19 protein-coding genes and 1 pseudogene are annotated in these 24,615 nt (G+C 60.2%); 7 read left to right on the forward strand and 13 right to left on the reverse strand.

Translation table 11 applies throughout. The annotated features are described in order from the left end of the window. Window positions 1-35: 35 nt before the first annotated feature. Entirely contained in the window at window positions 36-1,055 is a 1,020-nt protein-coding gene (locus tag C7T36_RS21840; RefSeq protein WP_045067638.1) for an Acg family FMN-binding oxidoreductase, read from the forward strand. On the opposite strand, the gene C7T36_RS21845 is transcribed toward C7T36_RS21840, so the two are convergent. Beyond that, window positions 1,056-2,534: an AAA family ATPase gene (locus C7T36_RS21845; protein WP_052683528.1), complete on the reverse strand. Its 1,479-nt coding sequence runs from the start codon at window positions 2,532-2,534 to the stop codon at window positions 1,056-1,058. It abuts the gene before it with no gap. 160 nt (window positions 2,535-2,694) lie between these two features. Here C7T36_RS21845 and C7T36_RS21850 point away from each other — a divergent pair, with 160 nt between their 5' ends. Then, complete coding sequence (locus C7T36_RS21850) at window positions 2,695-5,037, forward strand: heavy metal translocating P-type ATPase (protein ID WP_045067640.1); 2,343 nt, start codon at window positions 2,695-2,697, stop codon at window positions 5,035-5,037. Window positions 5,038-5,061: 24 nt separating this feature from the next. Here the strand turns inward: C7T36_RS21850 and C7T36_RS21855 are convergent, their stop codons facing one another. Together C7T36_RS21855 and C7T36_RS21860 are read right to left on the reverse strand one after the other, a co-directional pair. Then, window positions 5,062-5,688: a hypothetical protein gene (locus C7T36_RS21855; RefSeq protein ID WP_045067641.1), complete on the reverse strand. Its 627-nt coding sequence runs from the start codon at window positions 5,686-5,688 to the stop codon at window positions 5,062-5,064. A 40-nt stretch (window positions 5,689-5,728) separates the two neighbouring features. Beyond that, window positions 5,729-6,588 (reverse strand): annotated as a pseudogene (locus C7T36_RS21860) (slipin family protein). Window positions 6,589-6,867: 279 nt separating this feature from the next. On the opposite strand from C7T36_RS21860, the gene C7T36_RS21865 reads away from it, so the two are divergent. Next, window positions 6,868-9,606, forward strand: a complete 2,739-nt coding sequence (locus C7T36_RS21865) for a cation-transporting P-type ATPase (protein WP_308811202.1) — start codon at window positions 6,868-6,870, stop codon at window positions 9,604-9,606. 6 nt (window positions 9,607-9,612) lie between these two features. Here C7T36_RS21865 and C7T36_RS21870 read toward each other — a convergent pair whose 3' ends face one another. From C7T36_RS21870 to C7T36_RS21905, 8 genes are all read right to left on the reverse strand, one after another. Then, window positions 9,613-11,016, reverse strand: coding sequence for a wax ester/triacylglycerol synthase family O-acyltransferase (locus C7T36_RS21870; RefSeq protein WP_033236224.1), 1,404 nt, complete (start codon window positions 11,014-11,016; stop codon window positions 9,613-9,615). Window positions 11,017-11,054: 38 nt separating this feature from the next. Continuing rightward, window positions 11,055-11,333 carry a DUF1876 domain-containing protein gene (locus C7T36_RS21875; RefSeq protein ID WP_045067642.1) on the reverse strand — a complete coding sequence of 93 codons (279 nt, stop codon included), beginning with the start codon at window positions 11,331-11,333 and terminating at the stop codon, window positions 11,055-11,057. 143 nt (window positions 11,334-11,476) lie between these two features. Continuing rightward, the gene (locus C7T36_RS21880; protein ID WP_052683529.1) at window positions 11,477-12,031 is read right to left on the reverse strand and encodes a hydrogenase maturation protease; all 555 of its coding nucleotides are present in this window, start codon (window positions 12,029-12,031) and stop codon (window positions 11,477-11,479) included. After that, the gene (locus C7T36_RS21885) at window positions 12,028-13,332 is read right to left on the reverse strand and encodes a Ni/Fe hydrogenase subunit alpha (protein ID WP_045067644.1); all 1,305 of its coding nucleotides are present in this window, start codon (window positions 13,330-13,332) and stop codon (window positions 12,028-12,030) included. Before C7T36_RS21885 ends, C7T36_RS21880 begins: the two co-directional genes overlap by 4 nt. Beyond that, complete coding sequence (locus C7T36_RS21890) at window positions 13,322-14,089, reverse strand: oxidoreductase (protein ID WP_045067645.1); 768 nt, start codon at window positions 14,087-14,089, stop codon at window positions 13,322-13,324. The genes C7T36_RS21885 and C7T36_RS21890 overlap by 11 nt, the downstream gene beginning before the upstream one ends. Further along, on the reverse strand, window positions 14,089-14,961 hold the full coding sequence (locus C7T36_RS21895) for an FAD/NAD(P)-binding protein (RefSeq protein WP_239654753.1): 873 nt from the start codon (window positions 14,959-14,961) through the stop codon (window positions 14,089-14,091). The genes C7T36_RS21890 and C7T36_RS21895 overlap by 1 nt, the downstream gene beginning before the upstream one ends. Next, window positions 14,939-15,403 (reverse strand): Crp/Fnr family transcriptional regulator, encoded by a 465-nt coding sequence (locus C7T36_RS21900; protein ID WP_045067647.1) that lies wholly within the window; start codon window positions 15,401-15,403, stop codon window positions 14,939-14,941. The genes C7T36_RS21895 and C7T36_RS21900 overlap by 23 nt, the downstream gene beginning before the upstream one ends. Then, entirely contained in the window at window positions 15,403-16,557 is a 1,155-nt protein-coding gene (locus C7T36_RS21905; RefSeq protein WP_045067649.1) for a 4Fe-4S dicluster domain-containing protein, read from the reverse strand. The genes C7T36_RS21900 and C7T36_RS21905 overlap by 1 nt, the downstream gene beginning before the upstream one ends. Before the next feature lie 172 nt (window positions 16,558-16,729). Here C7T36_RS21905 and C7T36_RS21910 point away from each other — a divergent pair, with 172 nt between their 5' ends. Together C7T36_RS21910 and C7T36_RS21915 are read left to right on the forward strand one after the other, a co-directional pair. Further along, complete coding sequence (locus C7T36_RS21910; RefSeq protein ID WP_052683530.1) at window positions 16,730-17,230, forward strand: GNAT family N-acetyltransferase; 501 nt, start codon at window positions 16,730-16,732, stop codon at window positions 17,228-17,230. Beyond that, window positions 17,217-18,182 carry a 1-phosphofructokinase family hexose kinase gene (locus tag C7T36_RS21915; RefSeq protein ID WP_045067650.1) on the forward strand — a complete coding sequence of 322 codons (966 nt, stop codon included), beginning with the start codon at window positions 17,217-17,219 and terminating at the stop codon, window positions 18,180-18,182. Before C7T36_RS21910 ends, C7T36_RS21915 begins: the two co-directional genes overlap by 14 nt. Window position 18,183: 1 nt before the next feature. Here C7T36_RS21915 and ppsA read toward each other — a convergent pair whose 3' ends face one another. Beyond that, entirely contained in the window at window positions 18,184-20,490 is a 2,307-nt protein-coding gene (gene ppsA / locus C7T36_RS21920; RefSeq protein WP_045067652.1) for a phosphoenolpyruvate synthase, read from the reverse strand. A 226-nt stretch (window positions 20,491-20,716) separates the two neighbouring features. On the opposite strand from ppsA, the gene C7T36_RS21925 reads away from it, so the two are divergent. Together C7T36_RS21925 and C7T36_RS21930 are read left to right on the forward strand one after the other, a co-directional pair. Next, on the forward strand, window positions 20,717-21,295 hold the full coding sequence (locus tag C7T36_RS21925) for an HPP family protein (protein WP_045068032.1): 579 nt from the start codon (window positions 20,717-20,719) through the stop codon (window positions 21,293-21,295). Between the two features lie 71 nt (window positions 21,296-21,366). After that, complete coding sequence (locus C7T36_RS21930; protein WP_181317498.1) at window positions 21,367-22,725, forward strand: wax ester/triacylglycerol synthase domain-containing protein; 1,359 nt, start codon at window positions 21,367-21,369, stop codon at window positions 22,723-22,725. A 1,496-nt stretch (window positions 22,726-24,221) separates the two neighbouring features. Here the strand turns inward: C7T36_RS21930 and C7T36_RS30240 are convergent. Further along, on the reverse strand, window positions 24,222-24,371 hold the full coding sequence (locus tag C7T36_RS30240) for a hypothetical protein (RefSeq protein WP_162487745.1): 150 nt from the start codon (window positions 24,369-24,371) through the stop codon (window positions 24,222-24,224). Window positions 24,372-24,615 lie beyond the last annotated feature (244 nt).

Below are 24,615 nucleotides of genomic sequence, written 5' to 3' on the forward strand. Positions count from 1 at the left end.
CTGCCGTGGGAAATTCCAGACGAGAGTGATCGAACATGGTGCACTACGCAAGCGCGGATGCCGAAACGATCTCGAGTGCCGTTTCATACGCATGCCTGGCCCCGTCCGTCCACAACATTCAACCGTGGTCCTGGCGATTGCGGCGCGGTGAACTCAGTCTGTACGTCGATCGTCGCCGCTCGATCCCAATCGAGGACCCAAGCGGTAGGCAACTGGTCATCAGCTGTGGCGCAGCGCTCCATCACCTGCGAGTTGCTCTGGAACACAATCTCCTCGAACCGATCGTTGCGACACTCCCGGACCGCACCGACCCGGATCTGTTGGCCTCGATCACGTTCCGGGGTCGAGCGGAACCGATAGGTTCGAGCGCAGCCCTGTTCTCGACCTTGGAGCGTCGACGGACCGACAGACGCCCATTCGATCCACCTCGGGCTGGGGCGTTGACCGGTTTGGTAGTGAACGCGCGCGAATTCGAGGCGTCGATGACGGTCATCGTGCGCCGCTACGGCGCGATGCTCGACAAGGCGTCCAGGATCGCCGCGCAGGAGCACCGCAGTGATACCGCCTATTGGAACGAACTCGAGGCGTGGACTACTCCGGATGGTGCCGAGGCCGGCGTTCCTCTTGGTGCATTGCCCGATGCGCTCTCCTCACACGAGGACGTATCCGCCCGAGCATTCCCTTCCGGGCACCTGAAGATCCAACGCGGTGCACGCGATAATGCTGCGTTGGTTCTGCTCAGCACTGCATCGGATACGCCGAAAGACTGGTTGAACGCGGGACAGGCATTGTCGTCGGTATTGCTACACGCAACTGCCTCGCATCTCGCCACCTGTCCACTGACACACCTCACGGAGGTGGAGGCAAGTCGGGAGATCGTGCGCGACGTCGCATGTAGGTCGGGCGAGACATTCCAGAATCCGCAGATCATGATCCGGATCGGATTATCATCGCATTCCGCGGAGACAGCATCGGGGCAAGCGCAGTTGGGAGCTACAGAACCAGTTGTCTCGGGTAGGCGCACGGTCGAGGAGGTCCTGACTGTCGTACCGTGATTACGCACCGTCGACGGGTGAATGCCCTGATGAATTCCACACATTCACCGCGGCTTCGATGCTGACGTCGATGTCGATGTTGGTGTCGATCGAAACGGATTCAGGCCACGGATCCTGTCCGGCTTCGATAGCGGCCGCCGTTGTGGCGGTGGCGTCGGACAGCGACTCCGTGCGCATCGCAATTCGTTGTACAGCAACAGGTAACGGCGTACTGCAGCAGATTTCGATCAACGCCGACGACGTGGACAAACACAATCCCTGAGCGTTGTGTCGATACCTGGAATCTGACCATGTCGCATCCAGGATGACGGACTGTCCCATCGTCAGCTGCCGGTGCGCCCGTGCCAACATCTCGGCATAGACCGTGTCCAGAGCTGCGGGGGAGTAGAGACCTTGCCGGTACTCGTCTGCCGCGCCGGTGAGTGTGCCATCCTCCATCAGTTCGCGACGCACTCGGTCACTCGAAATGACAACAGCGCCAGTATGTTCGGCGAGACCGACCGACAGTGTTGATTTACCCGAACCTGGGAGTCCGCCGACCAGGCACAACCGCACCTCGGCACGCCGAAGGTGAGAACAGGCAAGAGCGAGGTGGCGTTCGAGTCGCGCGATGCTGCCCGTTCCACCTTGCCTCATACGCAGTGCATCGACTTTCGCGCGGACAGTCGCACGATATGCGATGTAGTGGTCGATCAGCGCCCGCGGTGGAAGATCCTGCGACAGCGCGACTATCGTGGTGAGAAACTCGTCCGCTAGATCCTCTCGCCCGAGGAATTCCAGGTCCATAGCGAGGAAACTTGCATCGTCTATCGTGTCGACGAATCTGAGTTGGTCGTCGAAGTCGAGGCAATCGAGGATTCGGGGACCGTCAGGAAGGACGAATATGTCGTCGGACAGCAGGTCGCCGTGTCCGTCAACGATATGTCCGTCGGCAATTCTCCTGTCGAACAGCACTGTTCGGCCCAACAAGAACGTCTCGGCCATTGTGCTGATCTCATCGACGCTGCCGACGGGAACGGTGCCGACACATAATTCTCGTAGTTCGGCAATGTTCGATTTCCACCGGGCGCCGACACTCTCCGCTGTCGCTTGCTCGTCTATCCACGCGCCTCGGATAGCTCGGCGGTGGAAATCGGCTATCAGGGAAGCGATACTGTGCACTTCGCCCGCGGCGTCCTGACCTGAGGTGATCATCGATGACAGTCGCCGGTCCTCAGGCATCCGGGCCATCACCAGTATCGGCTCTCTTGTTGCGTCGAGCGGATCGTTGAGCTGTGTTACGCCCAGATACACGTCCGGGCTCATCCTGCGGTTGAGTTCGAGTTCGCGGAGCAGCGCCGTCTGTCGTTGCGTAGGTGTTCCGAAATCCAGGTAGGCGGTCGATAGCGCTTTTTTGATCTTGTACGCGCGCTCACGGACAAGAAGGACCACACCTGTAGTCGTCTCGTGTACATCGATGTACGAGTCCCGCGTATCCACCTGAATTTGCTCCTCGAATTGCCGAGACAGTGTCGGTTCGCTACCCCTCTTGCCTTCAAGTGTGTTCGGAAGCCGGGGCGGTTGTCACGGGGTCTTGCGGTGATCGAACCAGGCATTACGGCACTACCGGATATTCGATCGGCCAAGCCACGCTGGAAACATGCCGGTGATTCGAGACCTGCTCGCGCGTTTGCTGTCCAACGCAGAGACGGTCCTATTGGTCGTAACGGTCACGACGTTGACTGCTGGCGCTCTCGCCTGGGTATTCGACAGTCGTCCGTCAGCGGAGGCATTGTGGGCAGCGGGGGCGATCGTGGCCGTGATCCCCGCAGCATGGTGGGTCATCGATGCGCTACGCCGAGGTCGAGTGGGCGTGGACGTCATCGCCGTCCTTTCCCTCCTCGGAACGCTGTGGATCGACGAATATCTCGCCGGCGCGTTGATCGCCGTCATGTTGGCGACCGGTCGCACGCTCGACGCCGCAGCCAACCGCAGAGCGACGCGGGATCTGCGTTCTCTTCGCGACCACGTACCGGGCACTGCGCAACGCGAGCATGACGGACAACTCGAGACAGTGAAACTCGACGAGATCGGTCCCGGAGATCTGATATTGGTCGGGCCTGGCAGCGTGGTGCCCACCGACGGTTGGATTGTCGGCGAGCCGGCACTGCTGGACGAATCTGCACTGACCGGCGAGGCCAACGTCGTGGAAAGACCTGTGAGCGACGCCGTGCGGAGCGGTGCGGTCAATGCCGGTGGGGCCTGCCGCATCGAGGCAAGTCGCGATGCGCAATCGAGCACCTACGCAGGAATCGTTCGGTTGGCGCAGGACGCGGCAGCCGAGAGCGCACCGGTTGTGCGACTCGCTGATCGGGTAGCGGGTTGGTTCCTTCCGGCCACGTTGATCATATCCGGTTCCGCGTGGGCTATCAGTGACTCCTTCCCTCGGGCTGTCGCGGTGCTGGTTGTCGCGACGCCGTGCCCGTTGTTGTTGGCCGCTCCCGTGGCCATTGTCTCCGGACTTTCGCGCGCTTCGCGCATCGGCGTGATCGTCAGGTCGGGTGGAGCGCTCGAGAAGCTCGGAAGCGCCCACACCCTCGTTATCGACAAGACAGGTACTCTGACCAGCGGACGGCCGACACAATCAGATGTTGTATGTGGTGATAGCTACGACAGTGCGACGCTCCTTCGATTGGCGGCATCTGCCGATCAGGTGTCGTCACATATTTTGGCCGAAGCGATCGTTCGCAGTGCCCGCTCACGTGGATTATCGCTGAGCACACCAGAAATGGTGACTGAGCGACCCGGCTATGGTGTTGTTGCGACGGTCGACGGCCGAATCGTCACAGTGGGGAGAATTGACGGGACTGTCGATCGTCCCGAGTGGGTTGCCGCAGTGGAGAATCGTGCGCGTCTGGACGGCGCCGTGATTGCCTGGGTGAGTATCGACGGCACTCTCAGTGGCGCAATTCTACTGCTCGACCCGATACGGACGGACGCGCCGTGGACGATACGGCGACTGCGCTCAGCCGGGATACGCAAGATTGTCATGCTGACGGGTGACCGACCAGAACCCGCAGTCGAGGTCGGATCTGCATTGGGGCTCGATTGCGTTCATGCAGAACAAGAACCGGACGACAAAGTCGCACGTGTCCGCGAAGAGTCGGCCCAGGCGGTGACGCTGATGGTCGGTGACGGAATCAACGACGCACCGGCCTTGGCGGCAGCATCGGTCGGAATCGCGATGGGCGCGCGCGGCGCGACAGCGTCGTCGGAGGCGGCCGACGTGGTTCTGACAACCGATCGACTCTCCCGCGTTGCCGACGCCATGGACATTGCCCGTCGATCCCGCCGAATCGCGCTACAGAGCGCGATACTCGGAACAACACTGTCGCTCGCCGCGATGATCTTTGCTGCCTTCGGATTCCTGATTCCCGCAGTCGGTGCCTTGTTACAGGAGTTGATCGATGTTGCCGTGATACTCAACGCGTTACGTGCACTGAACGGCGGAAGATCCACGGCTCCGGTACTCGATCCGCCGTTGTTGACGATGCTCCGAGGATTTTCCTCTGACCATCGAAAGATGCGAGATGAACTGGAAGTAATCCGTGTCACCGCAGAGGCGGTGGTGAGTGGAGATCGTACGTCGGCTTTGCGTCGACTTCATGAGACCGACAGATTTCTCCAAGACGTGATTCTTCCCCACGAGCGTTCCGAGGGGGCGAATCTCTACCCTATGTTGGAGCGTTCGATTGGTGGCGCGGATTCGATCGCGACAATGGCCGGCGCGCACGCCGAAATCGAGCGTCTCAGTCGAAGGTTGGGTTATCACGTCAGAACCGCCGACCTCAATGGTGAGGTGGAAGCGGAGCAGGTACAAGACCTCCTTGCCTGCCTGTACGGGCTGTATGCCGTACTGAGGCTGCACTTCCGCCAAGAGGAACAAAGCTATTTCGTTCTTGCCGACGAGCCGGAAACGGAGGATGAGGATGCGCGTGGTTGATTTCGTTGCGGAGGTTTTCAGGTTTCACGCCTGCTGCTGAAATTTGTTCTTCCACTCCATGTCCCACATCCGATCGTTGTGCCAACCGATCATTGTTCGTGCTGCGGAAATCATCATGCACATCGCGAAAACGGTCGCACAGTACAACACGATCGCAGCGGCCACTCCGTCTACGGCCGCAATCGACGTTTCTGGTGGTGGTTGAACCTGGTCGCCGTTGCCGTTCGTCCAGACCTTGATCGTGTCACCGTCATGCGCACCGAAGTGTGCAATCACCGGTTCGGTGCGGGAGTTTCCGTTCATCGTCCACGTCACGACTTTCCTCGCGGCACCGGCAACTTTTGTCTCCGCACCTATCGGGTTTGCTGGAATCTCGGGAGTCGATGGAACCGATGGAGAGGTGTTTGCGACTGTTCCGTTCCACTGTCGGTAGGTGTTGTACTGCTGTTCGATTCGGGCTCGGCCGGATATGTAGACGGAAGTCCCGATTGCCGCCGAGACAGGTATTCCGAGAGCGCCGATTGCGCATGCGGCGATAATCAGAGAGGACAGGAGTCGGTCCGAGGGGCGCATCAGCCGGTTCGAGGACCACGGCACCTGATTCCACCAGCGACTGGGCCGAGTGATCGAGCGAATCAGATAGCTGCGCATGGTGTCCGCCTTCCGGAGCGGCATGAGTTGACGGGCTACGTCACGAACGGATGGTGTTGAGGGCGTTGTCGTCGAAGATTGTTTCGTTGACGGTGTTTTCATTCGACCCGCGGCTGGACAGCTCTTCGGCAGAAGTCGTTTCCCGTTGGAGGAACGACCCCAGTTCGCCGATTGCGCTCATCAGCGGCGCGGGGAATACGACGGTGGTGTTCTTCTCGACACCGAGTTCGGCAAGGGTCTGCAAATTACGCAGTTGGAGTGCCAACGGGTGGGCCATCATGGTGTCCGACGCTTCGCCGAGTCCGGCGGCGGCACGCGCTTCACCTTCGGCTGCAATGATCTTCGCTCTCTTCTCCCGTTCGGCCTCAGCTTCGCGAGCCATCGCTCGCTTCATGCTCTCGGGCAGCTGAATGTCCTTGAGCTCTACCAGCGTTACCTCGACACCCCAGTCCAGCGTGGTTGTGTCGAGTATCTGACGAATGCTGGTGTTGATCACCGCTGTCTCGGACAAGACTTCGTCGAGAGAGTGTTGACCTACTACGTTGCGAAGAGTGGTTTGGGCGATCTGGTTGATGGCGGAACTGACATTTTCGATAGTGACCACTGATTTCTCGGCATCGATGACGCGGTAGTAGGCAACTGCCGCAATGTCGACGCTTACATTGTCACGGGTGATGATTCCTGCGATTGGATCGGCATCGTAACGATACGCATGGAGACCTTGGTCATCCGGTCGATCGCGGGAATGATGAGCGTGAGGCCGGGATTGCGCACCGCGATGATCCTTCCGAGCCGGAAGTGAACACCGCGCTCGTACTGGGTGACCACTCGCACTGCCATTGCGAAAAGCAGAAATGCGACGACGATGACGATGATGACGACGACGATCGTTGCGTTCATGGTGATTCCTGGTTCTGTGCAGAACGGACTCGAACTGCCCAGTCCCGCTGGAGGCCAGGACGTGAGGGACGTGTTCCGTTTACCGTCCAGCCTCGCGCCCATCTGACCGTCGTCTACATGGTCGAATGTCACTAGTTGCATGGCCTGCGACCTCGATTCCGATCTGGCAGGTCGTGAGCCACGATTTGACGACCGATGACCCTGGTATTGCGCTCGTGTACGGAGAAACCTCGAACCGAGTAACTGTTCGCGGACTTTCGATCCGTGTGGGAGGTGCGTGTGTCCGAAACGGTCGTCGATTCGGAATCGGATGCGGTGAATCCGCGTGAATCCGTCGAACGGATGTTTCGTGATCTGAGGTCAGGTCGGCACGGCCTCTCGTTGAGGGAAGCGGAGCGTCGAGCTATTGTCCACGGACCGAACGAACTCCAGCGTCGGCGCGGGCGTGAGTGGCCAGGTCAGGTGCTTCGGCAGTTGACTCATCCGCTCGCGCTGCTTCTGTGGATGGCTTCGGCGCTCGCGGTTGTCAGTGGCGCTACCCCGTTAGGCGTGGCAATCGTCTTCGTGATTCTGGTCAATGCGGTCTTTGCGTTCGTCCAGGAATTACACGCCGAGCAAGCGGTGGAGGCGCTCTCTGCATTCCTTCCTTCTCAGGCGACAGTGTTGCGGGACCGGGTCGAGACAGTCGTTGACGCGCGGGCCCTCGTTCCGGGCGATGTTGTCGTTCTCGACGAGGGGGGCCGGGTATCGGCAGATGCACGGTTGGTGTCCGGTTCCGTCCAGGTCGATCTGTCGGCACTGACCGGAGAGTCCATTCCCGTCTCCATTTCCGCTGATTCAGGTGGCGGCACAGGTCCTCTTGTGGCGGCTCGGGACATCGCCTTCAGCGGGACGGACGTGTTGGGCGGCAAGGCAATCGGATTGGTCTTTGCCACCGGCATGAAGACTGAGATCGGACGAATCGCGGCTCTGTCCGAACGGGTAGGACGGGACGAAAGCCCGCTCGAGAAGCAAGTGAAGAAGGTGGCGTGGCTGATTGCCTGCGTGGCCGTCGTGATGGGTGCGGCGTTCATACCACTCGGGAGTCTGATTGCGGGACTGTCCTGGAGGGATTCGGTGAACTTTGCAATCGGGCTCCTTGTGGCCAACGTTCCGGAAGGACTTCTGCCGACCATCACGCTGGCTTTGGCTGTCGGAGTACGCACACTCGCCAGGAGGGGTGCTCTGGTCAAACGGATTTCGGCGGTCGAGACGCTCGGTTCCACGAGCGTGATCTGCACCGACAAGACCGGGACACTGACTGTCAACCGTATGCACACGATCAAGATATGGACACCGGGTGGTGTTCTCACTTTCGACGGAAACAATCAACCTCAGCCTGACGAATCCCTGCCGCGCCGGATGGCACACGCCGTCGCATCCTGTTGCTCTGCTGAACTACGCGACGACACGCCGACCGGAGAGAACACGAGCACCGGGGATCCCACGGAGTTGGCGATGTTGCGCGCAGCGGTTCTGATCGGCGAGCCTCTATCTCCCACGACGAAAGGCCATGACGCCACTTTCCCGTTCGATCCCGAACTACGCCGGATGTCGACGGTGGATCGAGTCGACGATCGGTTCGAGATCTACGCGAAGGGCGCGCCGGAGGAAATCCTGTCCCTGTGCACGCACATCGCAGAACCCGAACGGGCGCAGCGCAACATTACGGCTGAAGATCGCTCCGACCTTGCTGCGCTGGTGCATGATTGGGCAGGCGAGGGCCTGAGACTGATCGCGGTGGCAGAACGCTCGGTCAGCGTTGCCGGCGGAGAACTATTCGATCGTGGCGAGGCCGAACGAGAGATGACGTTGCTCGGCATCGCCGCGATGATCGATCCGCCACGACCCGAAGTCAAGAACGCTGTAGCGAAATGCCATTCGGCCGGAATTCGCATCATCGTGGTGACAGGCGATCACGGCCTGACCGCCCGCGGAATTGCCGAAAGTGTGGGGATCGGGCACAGAGGTTTGCAGGTGGTGACCGGAGCTGAACTCGAAGATATGTCGGAGAAGGACCTCGACGCGCTCCTCTACACCGAAAACGAGATCATCTTCGCGCGCAGTTCGCCCGAGGAGAAGCTGCGGATAACGGACGCTCTACGCGCTGGCGGATATGTGGTCGCGATGACCGGCGACGGCGTCAACGACGCTCCGGCACTGCGAAGGTCGGATATCGGGGTCGCAATGGGCAGATCCGGCACCGATGTCGCCCGGGAAGCAGCGACGATGGTGCTCACCGACGACAATTTCGCCACCATCGTCGAAGCCGTCCAAGCAGGGCGCAGGGTCTACGACAACGTCCGGAAATTCATCGTCTACATTTTTGCGCACGCCACACCGGAAGTGGTGCCCTTTCTCGTCTACGCGCTGTCCGGAGGGCAGATTCCGCTTCCTCTGACAGTGATGCAAATACTGGCGATCGACTTGGGTACCGAGACGTTGCCGGCGTTGGCACTGGGCCGCGAACAAGAAGAACCCGGACTGATGGATAGGGCGCCGCGAAAAGCCTCGCAAAATGTCGTGGACAAAGCGATGCTGATTCGGTCGTGGGGATTGCTCGGTGGGGTCTCGGCAGCGGCAGTCATGGGCCTGTTCATGGCAACTCTCCTATCAGGAGGGTGGACTTTCGGGGCGGACGTGTCGACTGGCTCGCTCGAGCACACCTGGAAGCTGGCCACGACAATGAGTCTTCTCGGGATCGTGTCCTGTCAGATCGGCACGGCGATGGCATCGCGCACCGAGCATGCGTCTCTGCAGCAGATCGGACTGTTCTCGAATCGGTTGTTGCTGTGGGGAATTGCGTTCGAAGTGGCATTCGCCGCCATTGTGGTGACGGTACCGTCATTGCAGCGAGTATTCGGAACAGTGACACCAGAGTGGTACCAGGTTCTGTGGCTACTGCCGTTGCCGATCCTGGTGTGGGGGTGTGACGAGATATGGAGGTGGACGCGGCGGCGCCGATCCGGGCAGGCGTAGCCGAAGCTACGGTCCACTCTCGGTTGTGTCGTCGGGTTCTCGTACGCTCGACTCCTGGGCGCTCACGAGGATTCTCAGTTCACTCTCCAAAAACGTTGGTAAAAGATCGATTTCGGGGACAGAATCGTAGTCGGCTGTGATGCCGAACGCGAATTGGCCGCTGTAGCTCAGTAGTGCGAATCCGAGCCGCAAGCGCACGGCAATCGGCACGAAAGGGTAGATGCTGACTATCTCTCGACCCATCAGTCGGCATTTCCTTGTAGGTCCAGGGATGTCGGTGACAACGGTGACGATGCTTTGCTGAGGAACCCGCGCCGCAAGTCGCACGAACCATGCAGACGATACGAACGGGACATACTGGGCGAGCGTCGTGACAAAGTGACCACTGCGAGATTCCCCTCCTCGCTTGTACCGTGAGAGTCTCTCGTGAATCACCTGAAGTCGGTCGACAGGATCGGGTACGTCCACGGGAAGGAACGGGAGAAGAAGAGAAACCTCGTTGTGCGGCGATACATCGCCGCCGGGTGTCCGAACCGACACCGGCACGAGGCAACGCACTGAGTGCCCGTCGGGGTCCTCGTTGCGGTGCAGAAGAAGTGAACGAAGAGCACCAGTCACGCAAGCCAGTGCCACGTCGTTGACGGTTACGTCGAACGTCGAACAAATTGCCTTCACGTCCTGCATCCGAACGTTGGCCGTGGCGTATCTCCGCTGACTACCGATCGGCCCGATCAGCGTCGTTCGGCGGCTCGGGGTCAGCACATCGCCGAGAAGGTGTGCAAAACCCGCGGCTCTCCGCAGTAGCTGGCGAGACACACGGACAGGTGCGCCCAGCGCGGCGGTCGAAACACCGATGAACGTGCTGTACAGGGACGCCGATTTCTCCGATGCGGTACCGCTCGTGCTCGTGGTGTTGTCACCAACCGGTTCGGATTCCGGCGGCGAGTCGAACAGTACGTCGAACAAGCGAGCGCCACTGACCCCGTCCACCAGCGAATGGTGCGCTTTCGTCAGTACTGCCCACCGATCTGCTTCGAGGCCTTCGATCAGCCAGCACTGCCAGAGTGGGCGATCTCGATCCAGCCGCTCGGACATGATCCACGCCACCGTCGCGGCAACGTCTTGCAGTCGCCCGGGCGAGGGCACTGCGATCCTCATAACATGGCGCGCCGGATCGAAGTTCGGATCCGCCGTCCACGTCGGGGCCGCCAGATCGACGGGAACTGTATGGAGACAGTCCGTGCCGTGTGGGATGAATCGTATCCGTGAGCTCAATCGCTCGAGAAACTCGCGATCGGTCGGTACGGGGCCTTCGGCTATCACCAATGCCCCGATGGCGAGACTCGCGTGGGAATCCGAATCCTCGACTTCGAGAAACCCGGCATCGAGTGGAGTTAACTTGTCCGACATTACCTTTCACCTTCCTCGCGCGTGCTGAACGAATCGGCTCAGGAAGTCAGGTGAATAGGCTCATGCGTGATGCCCACGAGATCCACTCTGGTGGCTTCGATCAATTGTCGCGACAGGTCTGCAAGAGCGCGCGAGGCTGCGAGTTCGTCACCGATTTCGGGTACGTCGAGGTCGGACGGGTTGCGGCGTGCGAATCCCGCGCCGGCGAAGTGCGTGTCGTCCTGTGAATGCAGTCGCGCGATCGCGCGAGTGCGGTTACCGTTTGCTGATGTGTGCTCGTCGATGGTGATGTCCACCGACCAGTGTTTTTCGTTCATGGATCGACTCCTCTGCATTCACGTGTCGCTGGTCGCACCGATGACACGTGACCACGATCTCGCGATCGTTTCGCCGTTGTTGCTGCGACTGACACATGTTGTCTCCGTGGCGGAATGGTGTGGTTCGCGGTACGGTCACTTTTTCATTGTCCTGGGGTGAACGACCTGTGGCATAGAGGCGAAGTGCCGTATTCGACGGCGAAAGTCCGTGATCTGTTCGACGAAGGGATCTTCGCAGGGTTGACGATCTCTTCGATGATCGCGGATACAACTACGGAGACGGACGCCGCAACGGGGGGTGAAAGTCCGATGCCGAAACCGATGTCTTGTGCCTCGACTGTATAGATCGCCACGCGGCGTGGTTTTCGGTCGAGTGCAGCCCCCAATGCCAGCGCTTCGACGATGCCCAGTCCATGTGAGCTGGTGCAGTGTCCGCAGTGTTCGGTCGGCCAGCTCGTGAATCGACGTATCCTTCCCGGTTGCCGTGAACTATCGACAGCGTGTGTCTGGAGATACGAGTCGACAAATACCGCCAACTCCGAGCCGGACCAGGTATCGATCAGCGTGGAAGCCTCGCCGTTCGTGGTCACTACACGGGCGCCGGCAGGGTGCAGGTGCCGTATCGCTTGCGCTACGGCAAGTCCGACGCCGTCGTCGCGGCGAAAGTCGTTGCCGATCCCGATCACCGTGACGGTCATGCGCGGTCGATCGTCAGATCGAGGAAATGGGTGGCACAGGAGATGCAGGGGTCGTAGTTCCGGATGGTTTTCTCGCACAGCTTTGCCAACTCGGTGTCTGTCAACATCAGATTCGCGGCGAGGGTCTTGCGGAGGTCGTCTTCGATGGCTGCCTGATTTTGTGAGGTGGGCGGAATGATGGTGGCGCGCAGGATCCGGCCTTCTGGATCGAGTTGATAGCTGTGGTACAGCACGCCCCGCGGTGCTTCGCTGACGCCGTACCCGGTCGCGGCATGGGGCGAGACGTCGACGTACGGTTGATCCGGTCGTTGGTACTCGCGTATCAGTCGTAACGCCTCGTCTACCGCAAATACGGTTTCTACCGCGCGCACCACAATGCTCTGAAAAGGGTTGCGGCACACTGCTCCCAAGCCTGCTTCGGTGGCCGCTTGACGTGCGGTATCCGATAGTTCGGCGGAGTTGAGACTGTATCGCGCCAACGGCCCCGTGAGATAGGCGTGGCCGTCGAGGTATGCGTGCAGCGCCGTCGAATGAGGAACCTGGCGTTCCTCGACATGATCGCAGAACTCTGACGGCGCGAAAATCGATCCGGATGCGGTTGTCAATGAACCATTTTCGATCGGATACTGGCCAGTGTGTGTAAGTGCGAGCAGATCGTAATCGATCTCGGCATCGGGGAACTCGAAGTGCGACACCCACCGCAGCGTCGCGAGAGCGTCGTCGAGCGCCGTGCGCAATTGTTCGGCGAGAGGCCCGAGTTCGCTGAGCGTCGGCGCTCGATAAAAGCCGCCGAGGCGCACATTGACCGGGTGAATCGATCGACCACCGATCAGGTCGAGTATCGCGTTTCCTGCTTTCTTCAAGGCCAGGCCACGTTCGACGTCGGCACGGGCGATGCGGGCGAGTTCGACGGCATCGCTCACGTTCAGGAAGTCAGGAGCATGGAGCAGGTAGATGTGCAGAGTGTGGCTGGCGATCCACTCGCCGCAATAGAGGAGTCGGCGCAGATCGAGGATCGGTTGGTCGAGGTCGGCATCGCAGGCCTGCTCGATCGCGTTGCATGCGCTGACTTGATAAGCAACAGGACAGATTCCACAAATCCTGGAGGTGATGTCGGGAGGTTCGCGGAAATCGCGGCCACGGAGAAACGACTCGAAGAACCGTGGGGGTTCGTAGATGTTCAACTCAGCGGCTTCGACACGGCCATCTCGGACCGTGAAGGACAGGCGGCCTTCCCCTTCCACACGTGCAAGGGAACCCAGCGTCACCCGGGTGGTATTCCGGGCGCTGTCATTGTCCATCTCGCCTGATCCCGTCGAACTCGGGGGAGGCGACGTTGAAGGTCGAGAAGACGCGCTCGATGCCCTCGTCGGTCATCCCGCAGGTGCGCAGCCACCCGGACATGGCAGTCAAGTTCGGATCGGACGACGGACCGAAACATCCGTAGCACCCCCGCGACTGCGCGGGGCACAGCGCGCCGCAGCCGGAATGTGTGACCGGCCCCAGGCACGGTGTGCCGTCGGAGACCATGACGCAGGTAAGACCGCGTCGTTTGCACTCGGCGCAAACACTGGTGTCCGGGATATTGGGCTTGCGTCTGGCCAAATACGACGAGATCACCTCGAGTAGTTGTCGACGATCGATAGGACAGCCCCGCAATTCGAAATCGACCGGCACATGGGCGGCGATCGGTGTGGAGGTGGCGAGAGTGTCGATGTATTCGGGGCTCGCATAGACAACGGACATGAACTCGGTGATGTCCGCAAAGTTCCGCAGGGCCTGTATTCCACCAGAAGTCGCGCAGGCCCCGATCGTCACCAAATATTCGGAGTTGTCCCGGATTCGGTGAATACGTTCGACATCGGCAGCGGTGGTGATCGACCCCTCGACCAGTGAGAGGTCGTAGGGTCCCACTTCCACAGCACTCGACATCTCGAGGAAGTGCGAAATGTGAACGGTCTCGGCCAAAGGGAGCAATTCGTCTTCACAATCGAGCAGCGTCAACTGGCATCCATCGCAGGATGCGAACTTCCAGACCGCCATAGTCGGGGTGCTCATCACAACTCCTTCACTACGAGAAGTGGCTCGGCTACGGAATAGTCGACCACCGGACCGTCACGACAGAGTAGAAGTTCGCCGAGTTGGCAATGCCCACACAGCCCGGCCCCGCACTGCATGTTCCTCTCGAGTGAAACCCGAATATTCTGCGGTGCAATTCCTCTACCGATCATGGTGCGAGCCGACATCCGCATCATCGGCTCAGGCCCGCACAGAAGAACCGTCGTGGATTCGGGTTCGAGAACACCTCTTCCGAGTGACTGCGTGACAAAGCCGACATGCCCGCGCCAGGCAGGATCGGCCACGTCGACGGATAACTCGACGTCCACCACGTTTCCCCTACTCCAGGTATCGAGATCCGCGCTGTACAACAGATCGGATGGTCGGCGAGCGCCGACATGGAGGGCGATACGACGAAATCGACCGCAAGCCAGTGCCTCCAGGACCGCCGAACGCACTGCCGCCAAGCCGACCCCACCGGCGACGACAATCAGATCATCCTTCGCAGACTCCAGATCCCATCCAGCTCCGAAAGGCCCTCGTATGCCGACGACATCACCGACACACGCTTCGTGCAGTGCGCGACTGACCGCCCCGACAGCCCGAACAGTATGGACCACAGTGTGATCGGTACGAGTGGGGTCTCCACTGATCGACAAGGGAATCTCACCCACCGCCCGCGCATAGACCATCATGAACTGTCCGGAACGGAACCCGGGGAACTCATGCTCGGGTGCGGCCAGGGTCAGGGTCGAAGTATCGCTGTTCTCGTCGTGGTGAGAAATGACTCGGCAGGCGGTTGGCACGAGTGCATCGCGTCGGGGAGCCATGCCCCGCTCGCTCGACGGCTTACCGAACATGCTCGCGTGCATAGACATCGAGCAAGCGTGCGCGCGTCGCCTGCATTCGGTGGAGGAGTGTGTCCGCGAGGATCGAGTACACTGCCCGTCCGAGCGCAGGATCGCTTTCGGCGACCGCTTGCAGCATCGTGGCATCGATCTCGACTGCTGTCACGGGTGTGAGCGCAGTCGCTGTCCACTGCCATTGTCGAGGCGGGCTGAACCAAGAAACGCCTAACACTTCGCCGACGGACAGCGTTTCGACAGTTTCGTCGCCGCGCCCGGGAATCTTTGTGGTGAGGGCAATTCGGCCTGACTGAAGTAACCAGCACCTGTCAGCGTGGCCGCTCTCGTGAAACAGCACGGCACCTTCCGCGAACTGCACTTCGTGAGAGATAGTAGCGAGCCGGCGCTGTTGGTCATCGGCAAGGTCCTCGAATCCTTTCGGGCAGGCGTTGCCTGGGGGTTCGCTCATCAGAGACCACCGGTATTGCTGTCGGGTTCCACATTCAAGGCACCAGTCAGGCGAGCCGCTTCTGCCGTGATGTCGATTCCCACGGGACACCAGTCGATGCATCGACCGCACCCAACGCATCCGGACGAACCGAATTGGTCGTGCCAGGTGCCGAGTTTATGAGAAATCCACTGGCGATAACGGCTTTCGCCGCTGGTCCGTACTATGCCGCCGTGCAGTTGTGAATAGTCCAGGTCGAAACACGACGACCAGTGCTGCCAACGTTCTACATGGTCACCTGTGAGGTCGGAGACGTCCTCGGAGGTGGTGCAAAAGCATGTCGGACAGACCATTGTGCAGTTTCCGCACGTCAAGCACCGCGAGGCGACGTCCTCCCAGACATCGGCGTCCCGAGCGTCGCGGAGCATGCCGCGAAGGTTGATGTCGGGCATTTCGCGGCCCATGTGGTGTGCCGCGTCGGCGACAGCTCGTGCGGCCTCGGTAGTTTCCCGGTCAGTGGCTTGTCTGCTTCGGACGAGTGCGAGTATCCGTGCTCCTTCTTCGGTGCCGACCCGTGTAATGAATCGGTGGCCGTCGTCGTCGATTCTTTCGGTCAGAGACAAGTCGTACCCGCTTCTGGCTTCGGGGCCGGTATTCATCGACGCACAGAAACAGACCCCGCCGGGTTCGGTGCAGTTGGCGGCGATGATGAACAGATTCTCGACAGGACCGGTACTCGAACGTCCGCCGGCGGCCAGGACCGTCTCGAGTATTCCGATCGCTGCAAGGTCACACGCGCGTACGCCGAGAAAGGCATATTTCACCGGCGTGGTCGCCGGCGCGTGGAACATACCGTCCTGGGATTGGCTCCACAGTTGTTGACGCGCTGGATGAAGATACTGCTTCCACGATTGCGGCCCGGCAGAGTGACCGAAGACGGCGGCATCTGCCCGCCGACGCAGTCGATATCGACCAGGACCGGTCTCTACACCCCAGCCCGCCGGCAATTGGTCACCGGATACGAGCGTATCGAGAACGATGGCGCTGTCGCGGATCGTGGGGCCGATGACGCGGTAACCCTCGGCGGACAATACTGTGATCAGGTCGTCGAGCCCGCGTCGGTCTATGACGACGTGATCGCGAGTGACGTCGGTCGGTGATCTGGTGCCGGTCATGGGTCCTCCTTGCGGGCGACATCCGTATTTCTCCACAATCCAGTGTTCGCGGGGTGACTGTCGGCGGGTAGTGGGCGAAGGACGGTATTCGATGACAAAAGTCTCTGCCCTCTACAGCCAATGCCACGGTTCAATCGGGAGGTATCCCTCCAGCCGAATCAGGTGATGAGCGATGGCCGCGACGGGCAGCGGAATCGACACGACAACAGTTCGGTGCCTCGGCGCAGATGACGCCGGTGCGGTGCAGCGATTACATGCGCGTCTCGACCAGCACGATTCGTACATGCGATGGTTCGGGCCGCAGCCGAAACAGCTCACCGCCTTTTCCGATCAGTTGTGCGAGTGCAACAAGCGGCGATGCGCTCTGGGCGCGTTCATCGGCGACGAATTGGTTGGGGTCGGCAACTTCGTCATGTTGGACGGGGTTTCACCGACCACGGTGGAGTTCGCCCTCGTAGTCGCGCAGGATGAGCGGCTGCACGGAATCGGTACCTCACTCTTGGATGGACTCGAAGATGAGGCATACCGACACGGTGCGCGGCGCATGGTGGCCGAGGTGATGGGGGAGAACGCACCCATGCTTCAAGTCATCCGGGAACGAGGCTGGGCACATGCACTCCGTCGTGACGGATCCACACTTCATCTAGAGGTGAAACTTCATGTCGCAGAATAGCTCGCGTGTCGTGACGGTGACGATGAATCCTGCGCTCGATATCTCCACCAGCGCACCTGCAGTGCATGCCACGGATAAGATGCGCTGCGCAGCCCCTCGCCGCGACCCCGGGGGAGGTGGACTGAATGTGGCTCGAGTTCTGCATGCGCTCGGGGAGGACGCGACAGCGCTCCTTCCCTCGGGCGGGCACTGTGGGCAGGCGGTTCAGGATCTACTGACTGGTGAGCAGGTGCGGTTCTCTGCGGTGCCGATCACCGGTTCTACCCGCGAGAGCTTTACCGTCGACGACCTGTCGACGGGTTTCCAGTACCGTTTCGTGCTGCCCGGCCCGACAGTTGCCTATGCAGAGGTGGAGTCGTGCCTCGAGCGTGTGCGCGACTTCGCAACCGATTCCCGCTTTGTCGTCGTGAGCGGAAGCCTGCCTCCAGGGGTAGACGCCGATTTCTGTCAGCGTCTTTCCGATCTGCTGGCCGACACACCGACCCTGCTGGTCGTAGACACCTCCGGCGTCGCGTTGCGGGCCTTGCAGCGGGGCGTCTACCTCGTCAAGCCGAGTGTTCGAGAGCTCCGTGATTGGGTTGATCTGCCTCTCGAGTCTCGGGCGGAACAAGCAGCGGCGGCGAGAAGCATTGTTGAACAGGGAGTGTCCGAGGTGGTGGTTGTCTCGCTGGGGGCGGAGGGAGCTCTGGTGATTACGGCTGATGTATCCGAGTATGTTCCCTCGGTGGATGTGGCGTCGATCAGTGGAGTCGGTGCAGGTGACAGCATGGTTGCGGGCATCGTGTATTCGCTCGTGCATGATCGTTCGCTGATCGAAGCCGTGCAGTTCGGTGTTGCGGCGGGTGCAGCGATGCTGCAGACGCCAGGAACTGCGCCGTGCAGACGCGCCGATGTCGAGGCTTACTTCGACGTGATCGTGGAACGTTCCACCCTTGGAGTTCTTCCGTTCTGATTCATTGAGGGGGTTCAGTTCTGGCCTGGTGCAACATGATGCGACGTTCCGCAACAGCTATTGTGTGGCGGGTCGCGTCTACCGCGTCGGGAGTCACAGAGACAGACGTGATCCCTTGTCTCACTAGATGTTCCGCCAAAGCATGATCGGTGGACACAGCTTGGCCACAGAGGGAGGTCGTCAAACCTGCGGCGGTGGCCCGCTCGATGATCGTGTCGATGGTCTCGAGTACTGCAGGATCCATGGTATCGAAGAGGTCCTTGCAGATTTCCGAATCCCGGTCTACGCCCAGCACCAATTGTGTGAGGTCATTGGTGCCGATGGATATTCCGTCGATGCCCATTGCTGCGTAACGCGGTATCCAATACGCCACCGAGGGTATCTCGGCCATGACCCATCGCAGCATACGACGATCCGCCCCGAGAGGATGCGCGTCCAACTGCGCGAGGCATTTGGACAGTTCCCACCCAGTTCGAACAAACGGAATCATGAGATGAACGTTCGGGTGGCGCTTACGGGTTTCGGTGATGACATCGAGATCGAGTGCAAACAATTCGGGTTCACGGATGTAGCGGAAACATCCGCGGTAGCCGATCATCGGATTGTCTTCGTGCGGTTCGACCTCGCCACCTTCGAGGTTCGCAAATTCGTTGGTACGGAGATCGATGGCGCGATAGATAACGGGACGTGCACCGAATGCGGCTGCGATCCGCGAGAGAGCCGAAGACATTGCGGTTACGTACTTCTCGTGTAGGCCACGCGCAATCATCGTGCGGGGATGCAGTCCTTCGAGGGCGTCCATGATCAGAAACTCTGCCCGGAGCAGGCCGACACCGTCGACATCTGTGGCGGCTACTCGCTCCGCAGCCTCCGGTGTTGCCAGGTTGACGTAGACGGATGTTGCCGTTGTCGGTCCGCGGTGCGGCACGGCGGAAGGTGCGATCTGGGTTGTGGGTGCGCTCGTCGTTGCGGCCGCTGCAGCATCTCCCGCGCGGACCGTTCCCGCGGTTCCGTCGACAGTGATCAACATTCCGTCGGTAAGATCTGATGTCGCCGTGCGTGTTCCGACGACGACCGGCCGACCGAGTTCGCGGCCGACAATGGCGGCGTGGCACGTGATGCCCCCGCCATCGGTGACAATTGCGGCAGCGCGCCGGAGAACAGGCAGCCAGTCCGGTCGGGTCATCGGTGCCACAAGAATTTCGCCGTCGAGGAGATTGCGACCGTCGGCCACCGAACGCAGGACCCGTGCCCGGCCGGTGGCTGTGCCCGGTCCGGCTCCCAGTCCGTGGGCCAGGATCTGTGCGCTCGACATATCTGCCTGTGTGTCAGGTCGTTTCGCTTCTGTACGCTGCCCCAGCGTGGTGATCGGGCGTGTTTGGACCAGCCACAGTTGCTGCCCGCTGTAGGCGAATTCGAGGTCCTGCGGTCGCTGATAGTGATCTTCCACGGCTGCCGCAAGAACCGCGAGCCGGTGGATCTGATCTTCGGTGAGGATCTGTTGTTCACGTTGCAGCAGAGGAATTTCCGACGATCGTTCAGTCCCCTCCGATAGCGCAATCGCGAAGGATTGCGAGCCGATATGCACATCGAGCACGGAAAAGTCCGGTTTCGACACCACATACGTATCTGGTTCCACCTGCCCGCCCACGACTACTTCGCCCAGGCCGGTAGCAGCTTCGATCACGATGCGATCTCTCGCGCCGGTGCGTGGATCGGCGGTGAACACGACGCCGGACTGTTCAGCATCGACCATGCGTTGGACAACAACTGCCAACGACGGCTCTTCGGTTACCCCTTGGAGACTGCGGTACGTCAATGCTCGATCCGACCACAGAGATGCCCAACACTTTCGGACCGCGTGGATCAGATTCCTGTCGCCGGACACGTTCGTGAAGCTATCGTGAATACCGGCGTACGACGTGTCGGCCGCGTCTTCGGCCGGCGCTGACGAACGGACGGCGACGCGAGTCGTCGAAGGGCCGAGGACACGATAAGCGTCGATAATCTCCGCGCGCATCGCATCGGGGAGGACTGCCGAGCAGATCGCGTCTTTGGTGCTGTCAACGTGTGGCAGAGGCCCCGTTTTCAGCAGTTCTCGAAACCCGGAAGCTTCAATTGTGTCGAGATAACCTGCAGTGTTGATTACAAATGCCGGGGGAACCGGGAATTTCGACCGCATCAGTTCGCCGAGGTTGGCGGCCTTGCCGCCGATAGTGGGAGCATCGCCGGGGCCGACCGCATCGATCGGTACAACCCACCTGTGTGTGGCGACTGGATGCGTGGCGGCTGAACGGCTCGTCTTCATGGGCTCTCCCGATCGGAGGGGGGCCGCTCACCTGATCGCGGCCGACAGTGTTCAGCGAACTCTGGTGCGTGTCGGGTCGACAGAGGCGGAAGTCACTGCACTCGATGTCGATTACCAGTACACGCGCGGTGCCCAGGACCCTTCCGCTCGAAATGGGATTCCGTCACGCTGGATACATCAGTCCTTCGACGTCTGCTGCCTTACCGGGCAGCCAAAGGAGATCGTCATGCCCGCACGGCACATCATGAGTAGTCCGGTGACGACGATCGATCAGGCGGCGAGTACGGACCAATGCCTGCAAGTAATTTCTCGGTCAGGGTTTTCGGTGCTTCCGGTGATCGACGAACACAAGCACCTTGTCGGGATCGTCTCCGAGGGTGACCTTCTCCGGAGTAGGTTTCACGGTGCGTCGCAGGAAGATCGGGTCGTGTCCGCCGACGAATCCGTCGCTGACGTGATGACCAAGCCGGTCATTGCGATGACCGCAGACGCTGAGATCAACGCCCTCGCCTCGGCCATGCTCCGGTCCGGACTGCGTGCGGTGCCGATTGTGCAGGAAGGCGATGTCATCGGAATAGTGACGCGCCAGGACCTGATCGGCCTCTTGGCGCTTGATCCTGATCGCATCGTCGACGAAGTGCGGCATCGACTCGACCTCTACGGCGGCCCGGATCTGTGGGCAGTGGGGTTTGTCGACGGAACACTTACTGTCAGTGGCATTTCCGAGGACGATCCGCAGCGAGGAGTTGTCATCGCACTTGCATCGTCGGTTCCTGGAGTAGACGAGATACGACTACAACCCTGAACAGCAACAGATGTGATGACGGGTGACGAGAACTGGATCGAGTAGCAATGAATGCAGCGTGCGCACGATCGATGACGCAGACGGATCTGATGTCGTGGCGGATGGAAGAGGATCCGATTCTTCGCTCGACCATCGTCTCGATTGTTTTGCTGGACAGAAGTCCTGACCAAGATCGATTGATCGACGTCATGTATCGCGCGATCGATGTGGTGCCGATGTTCAGATGCCGAGCGGTTCCGAGTTCGATTCCTTGGATTCCACCTCGGTGGGTCGGCGATCTTGACTTCGATCTCAGCTGGCATTTGCGTCGGTTGACCGTGCGGGAGCCAGGAACCTGGAAAGAGGTTCTCGACTTCGCACGCACAGCTGGGATGGCCGCATTCGACAAGGATCGTCCGCTGTGGGAGTTCACAGTGCTCGACGGACTGGCTGACGGTGGTGCTGCTCTGGTGGTCAAGGTTCATCATTCTCTCACCGACGGGGTCGGGGGAATGCAACTGACACGTGAAATCACAGACGAGACAAGAGAAGGGGAATCGAGCCGATCCGCGCGGGAGACTGTGACATCTATTGATCATCCGACCGGCGCCAACGCCGTGGCGAGTGCACTGGGGACAGCGTTTGGGTCTTCTGTTCGACAGGGTGCCCGTGCGGTGCGGCATCCTGCCGTTACCGGCCGCGGCGCCGCACGAATCATCGGTTCGGCTCTGCGTATGACACGACCGGCGACTACCACATTGTCACCGGTGATGACTGCTCGTAGTACGCGTCGAGGTTTCGGTGTGGTCGAGTTTCCGGTCGCGGCGTTTGCCGCGGCCGCGACTGCCACCAAGTGCTCGATCAACGATGCATTCTTGGCTGCTGTTCTCCTCGGAATGGCCGAGTACCACCGCCACCATGGTGCTATACCGCCGGAGCTGATGGTGACCTTGCCGATCAGTCTACGTACCGATCGAGACCCATTGGGCGGCAACCGAATATCATTGGCGAGATTTGCGTTACCACTCGATATTGCGAGTCCGGATCAGCTGATGCGCCGAGTCCACGACATCGTCGACAGCTGGCGTAATGAACCTGCAATTCCGCTCTCTCCGCACTTGGCCGCGATGCTGAATATGCTGCCGGTTGCGGTGACCGGCGACATGCTCAAGCACATGGATTTTGTCGCTTCGAACGTCGTAGGTTCCTCGGTACCTTTGTATCTTGCGGGCGCGGAGATCACCAGGCAATTTGCGTTCAGTCCCACTCTCGGCTCGGCATTCAACGTGACGTTGATGTCGTACACGACGCACGTGTGTATCGGAATCAACGCGGATGCTGGTGCGACTCCTGATCTGTCGGTGCTGATGGCGGCACTTTCCGATGGTTTTCGCGCGGTGCTGGCTCTGTGTCCGCGGGGAATTGACGCTGCAGTGACGGTTTCATGCTGATCAGCGGGAACCATGAGCAGCATGCCTTCGAATTGTGTACCGGAGATTCTCGGAGCGTGGGTGAATAGTTCAAGGCCAGGTACCGACTGGGAGTTGTGGGGGCCTGCCACCCAAGCGGAGGGAAAAGTAACGTCCACTCCCGAGCGTGTAACTCGGGATCATTTCGACCAGGAGGACGGCGACTTTCCATGAACACCTACCCAGCAGGCAGCTGCACGAGCGAGGTCCCGACAACGGAGGTTGCGTCACCCTTCGCCGTTGGTGAAACTCATGATCACTGCGGTGCCAACCTGATTGCAGGGCCTTTGGCGGGACGGAGCAGTGCAAACACGTTGAAGTTTCGGCCCAGTGTATTAGGCCATCCGCGAAGAATGTCGCAGGTTCAGCGTGTTTAGTGGCGTGGTGCGCCGGCGCGCGAGTTTGGTGTGCGGGGCTGTCGGTGTCTAGGGTATTACCGATTGTCTCGGCAGTGACGACCCCTTCACCAGAATGGAGCCGGAGCGCACGATAGCTCCGTGCGTCGGCACGGCTACGCCTTGAAGCGCCACAGCCGATCAACGGTCGCTGCCCCCGACCGACAGCTAACCCCGCTCCGGCAACGGAATCTATGGCTTTCGCTCTTGGACCAGCCGCCACCATACTGCGTCGGTCGGACTCATGGCGCCTTCCGGCATGGCCTTTCCTGCCGACAGCGTGTCCGCGAGGACGTTGTCACGAAATGCGCCTGGCAGCACACGATAGCGAATCGAATCGAGAGAGCATACCAATGCGAGAATCCACCACAACGTGCACGCGTATTCTCGAGCGGACCTTTCTCCATCCCACTGATAGAATCCGCGGTACCGGTTTTCTTCATCAGCACTCAGCCACAGTTTCGAGACAAATCCGGGAAAGCCAACGAAAAGCGGTGTGTTGAAAAGGCTTTCGGCCCGAAACAGAGCGTGTGCACGGCCATGAATACCCCGCAGTCGGAAGGTTACGACGAGGACAACCGGGTCGACAGGGGGCGGTCCCTTCACGATGGTTTCCCGGTAGACGATTCCAGTTGTGCCGTCCGCGAAAGTCATTTCTTGCCCTATGTGCTCTGTCGGTTGACAGATGCGGCGCTGGGCGACGAGGTTCACAGTCCGTGCAACGCAGCCGAGGAGACGTAATACCGCGACTCGCAAAGGTGGGGGCCGTAATGCGGACCCGTCCTCATAATCATGGATAGATTTGTGCTGCATTGAATTTCGTGTATTCATGGCTTCTTTCGTCGAATGGCGCGGTGTTCATGTGTCAGGCTCGTAACCAGTTTCTGCGTTGGATGAGGGGTCCCTGCTTTTACCCTTTCGTGGTCTTGGTGGCAGAGCCAGGGCCGAAGGTCATCGTTCGGCTCCTATCCCATTCCGCCTGACAGCTGTCATCTGGTGCAGGATCGACCAAAAGTCACACAATTTCGTAACCGTGGTCGGGATCAGTTGGTGGCGGCACCATCTTTGTGATCGAAGATGCGTCTAGACGTTGCGCCATGTTGCCGCCCCCTCCCACGGTGCGGCTTCGAAATGAGTGGCACCATTCGGGTTCGGGATGGAGAGCAGACTTTTCACGTGCAGAGTGACCTTCAGATCTATGTGACGCTCGCCCAGGCGACGCGTGGTACACACGCCGAATCTCCATGGTCCGGCAACAATCAAAGTCGGTGAGCTGAGGTTATCTGGGTGAGCACAGCATCCCGTCTTCCATAGAGGTCATAGCAGTCTGTCGAGGTGGAACGGGTTCAACCAGTCCCGGTCTCATGTGCCCGCACTCGCTGGGCCAACTGGCGACGGAATGGCAGTTTCGTGTCCTCGGCCTGTCAGGTAAGGCACCGTTGGGTGTCTGAGAGTCTGCTCTAACAGCGGTGTGCCG

Source organism: Rhodococcus sp. AD45-ID, assembly GCF_003023755.1.
GTDB classification, from domain to species: Bacteria; Actinomycetota; Actinomycetes; order Mycobacteriales; family Mycobacteriaceae; genus Rhodococcus_F; species Rhodococcus_F globerula.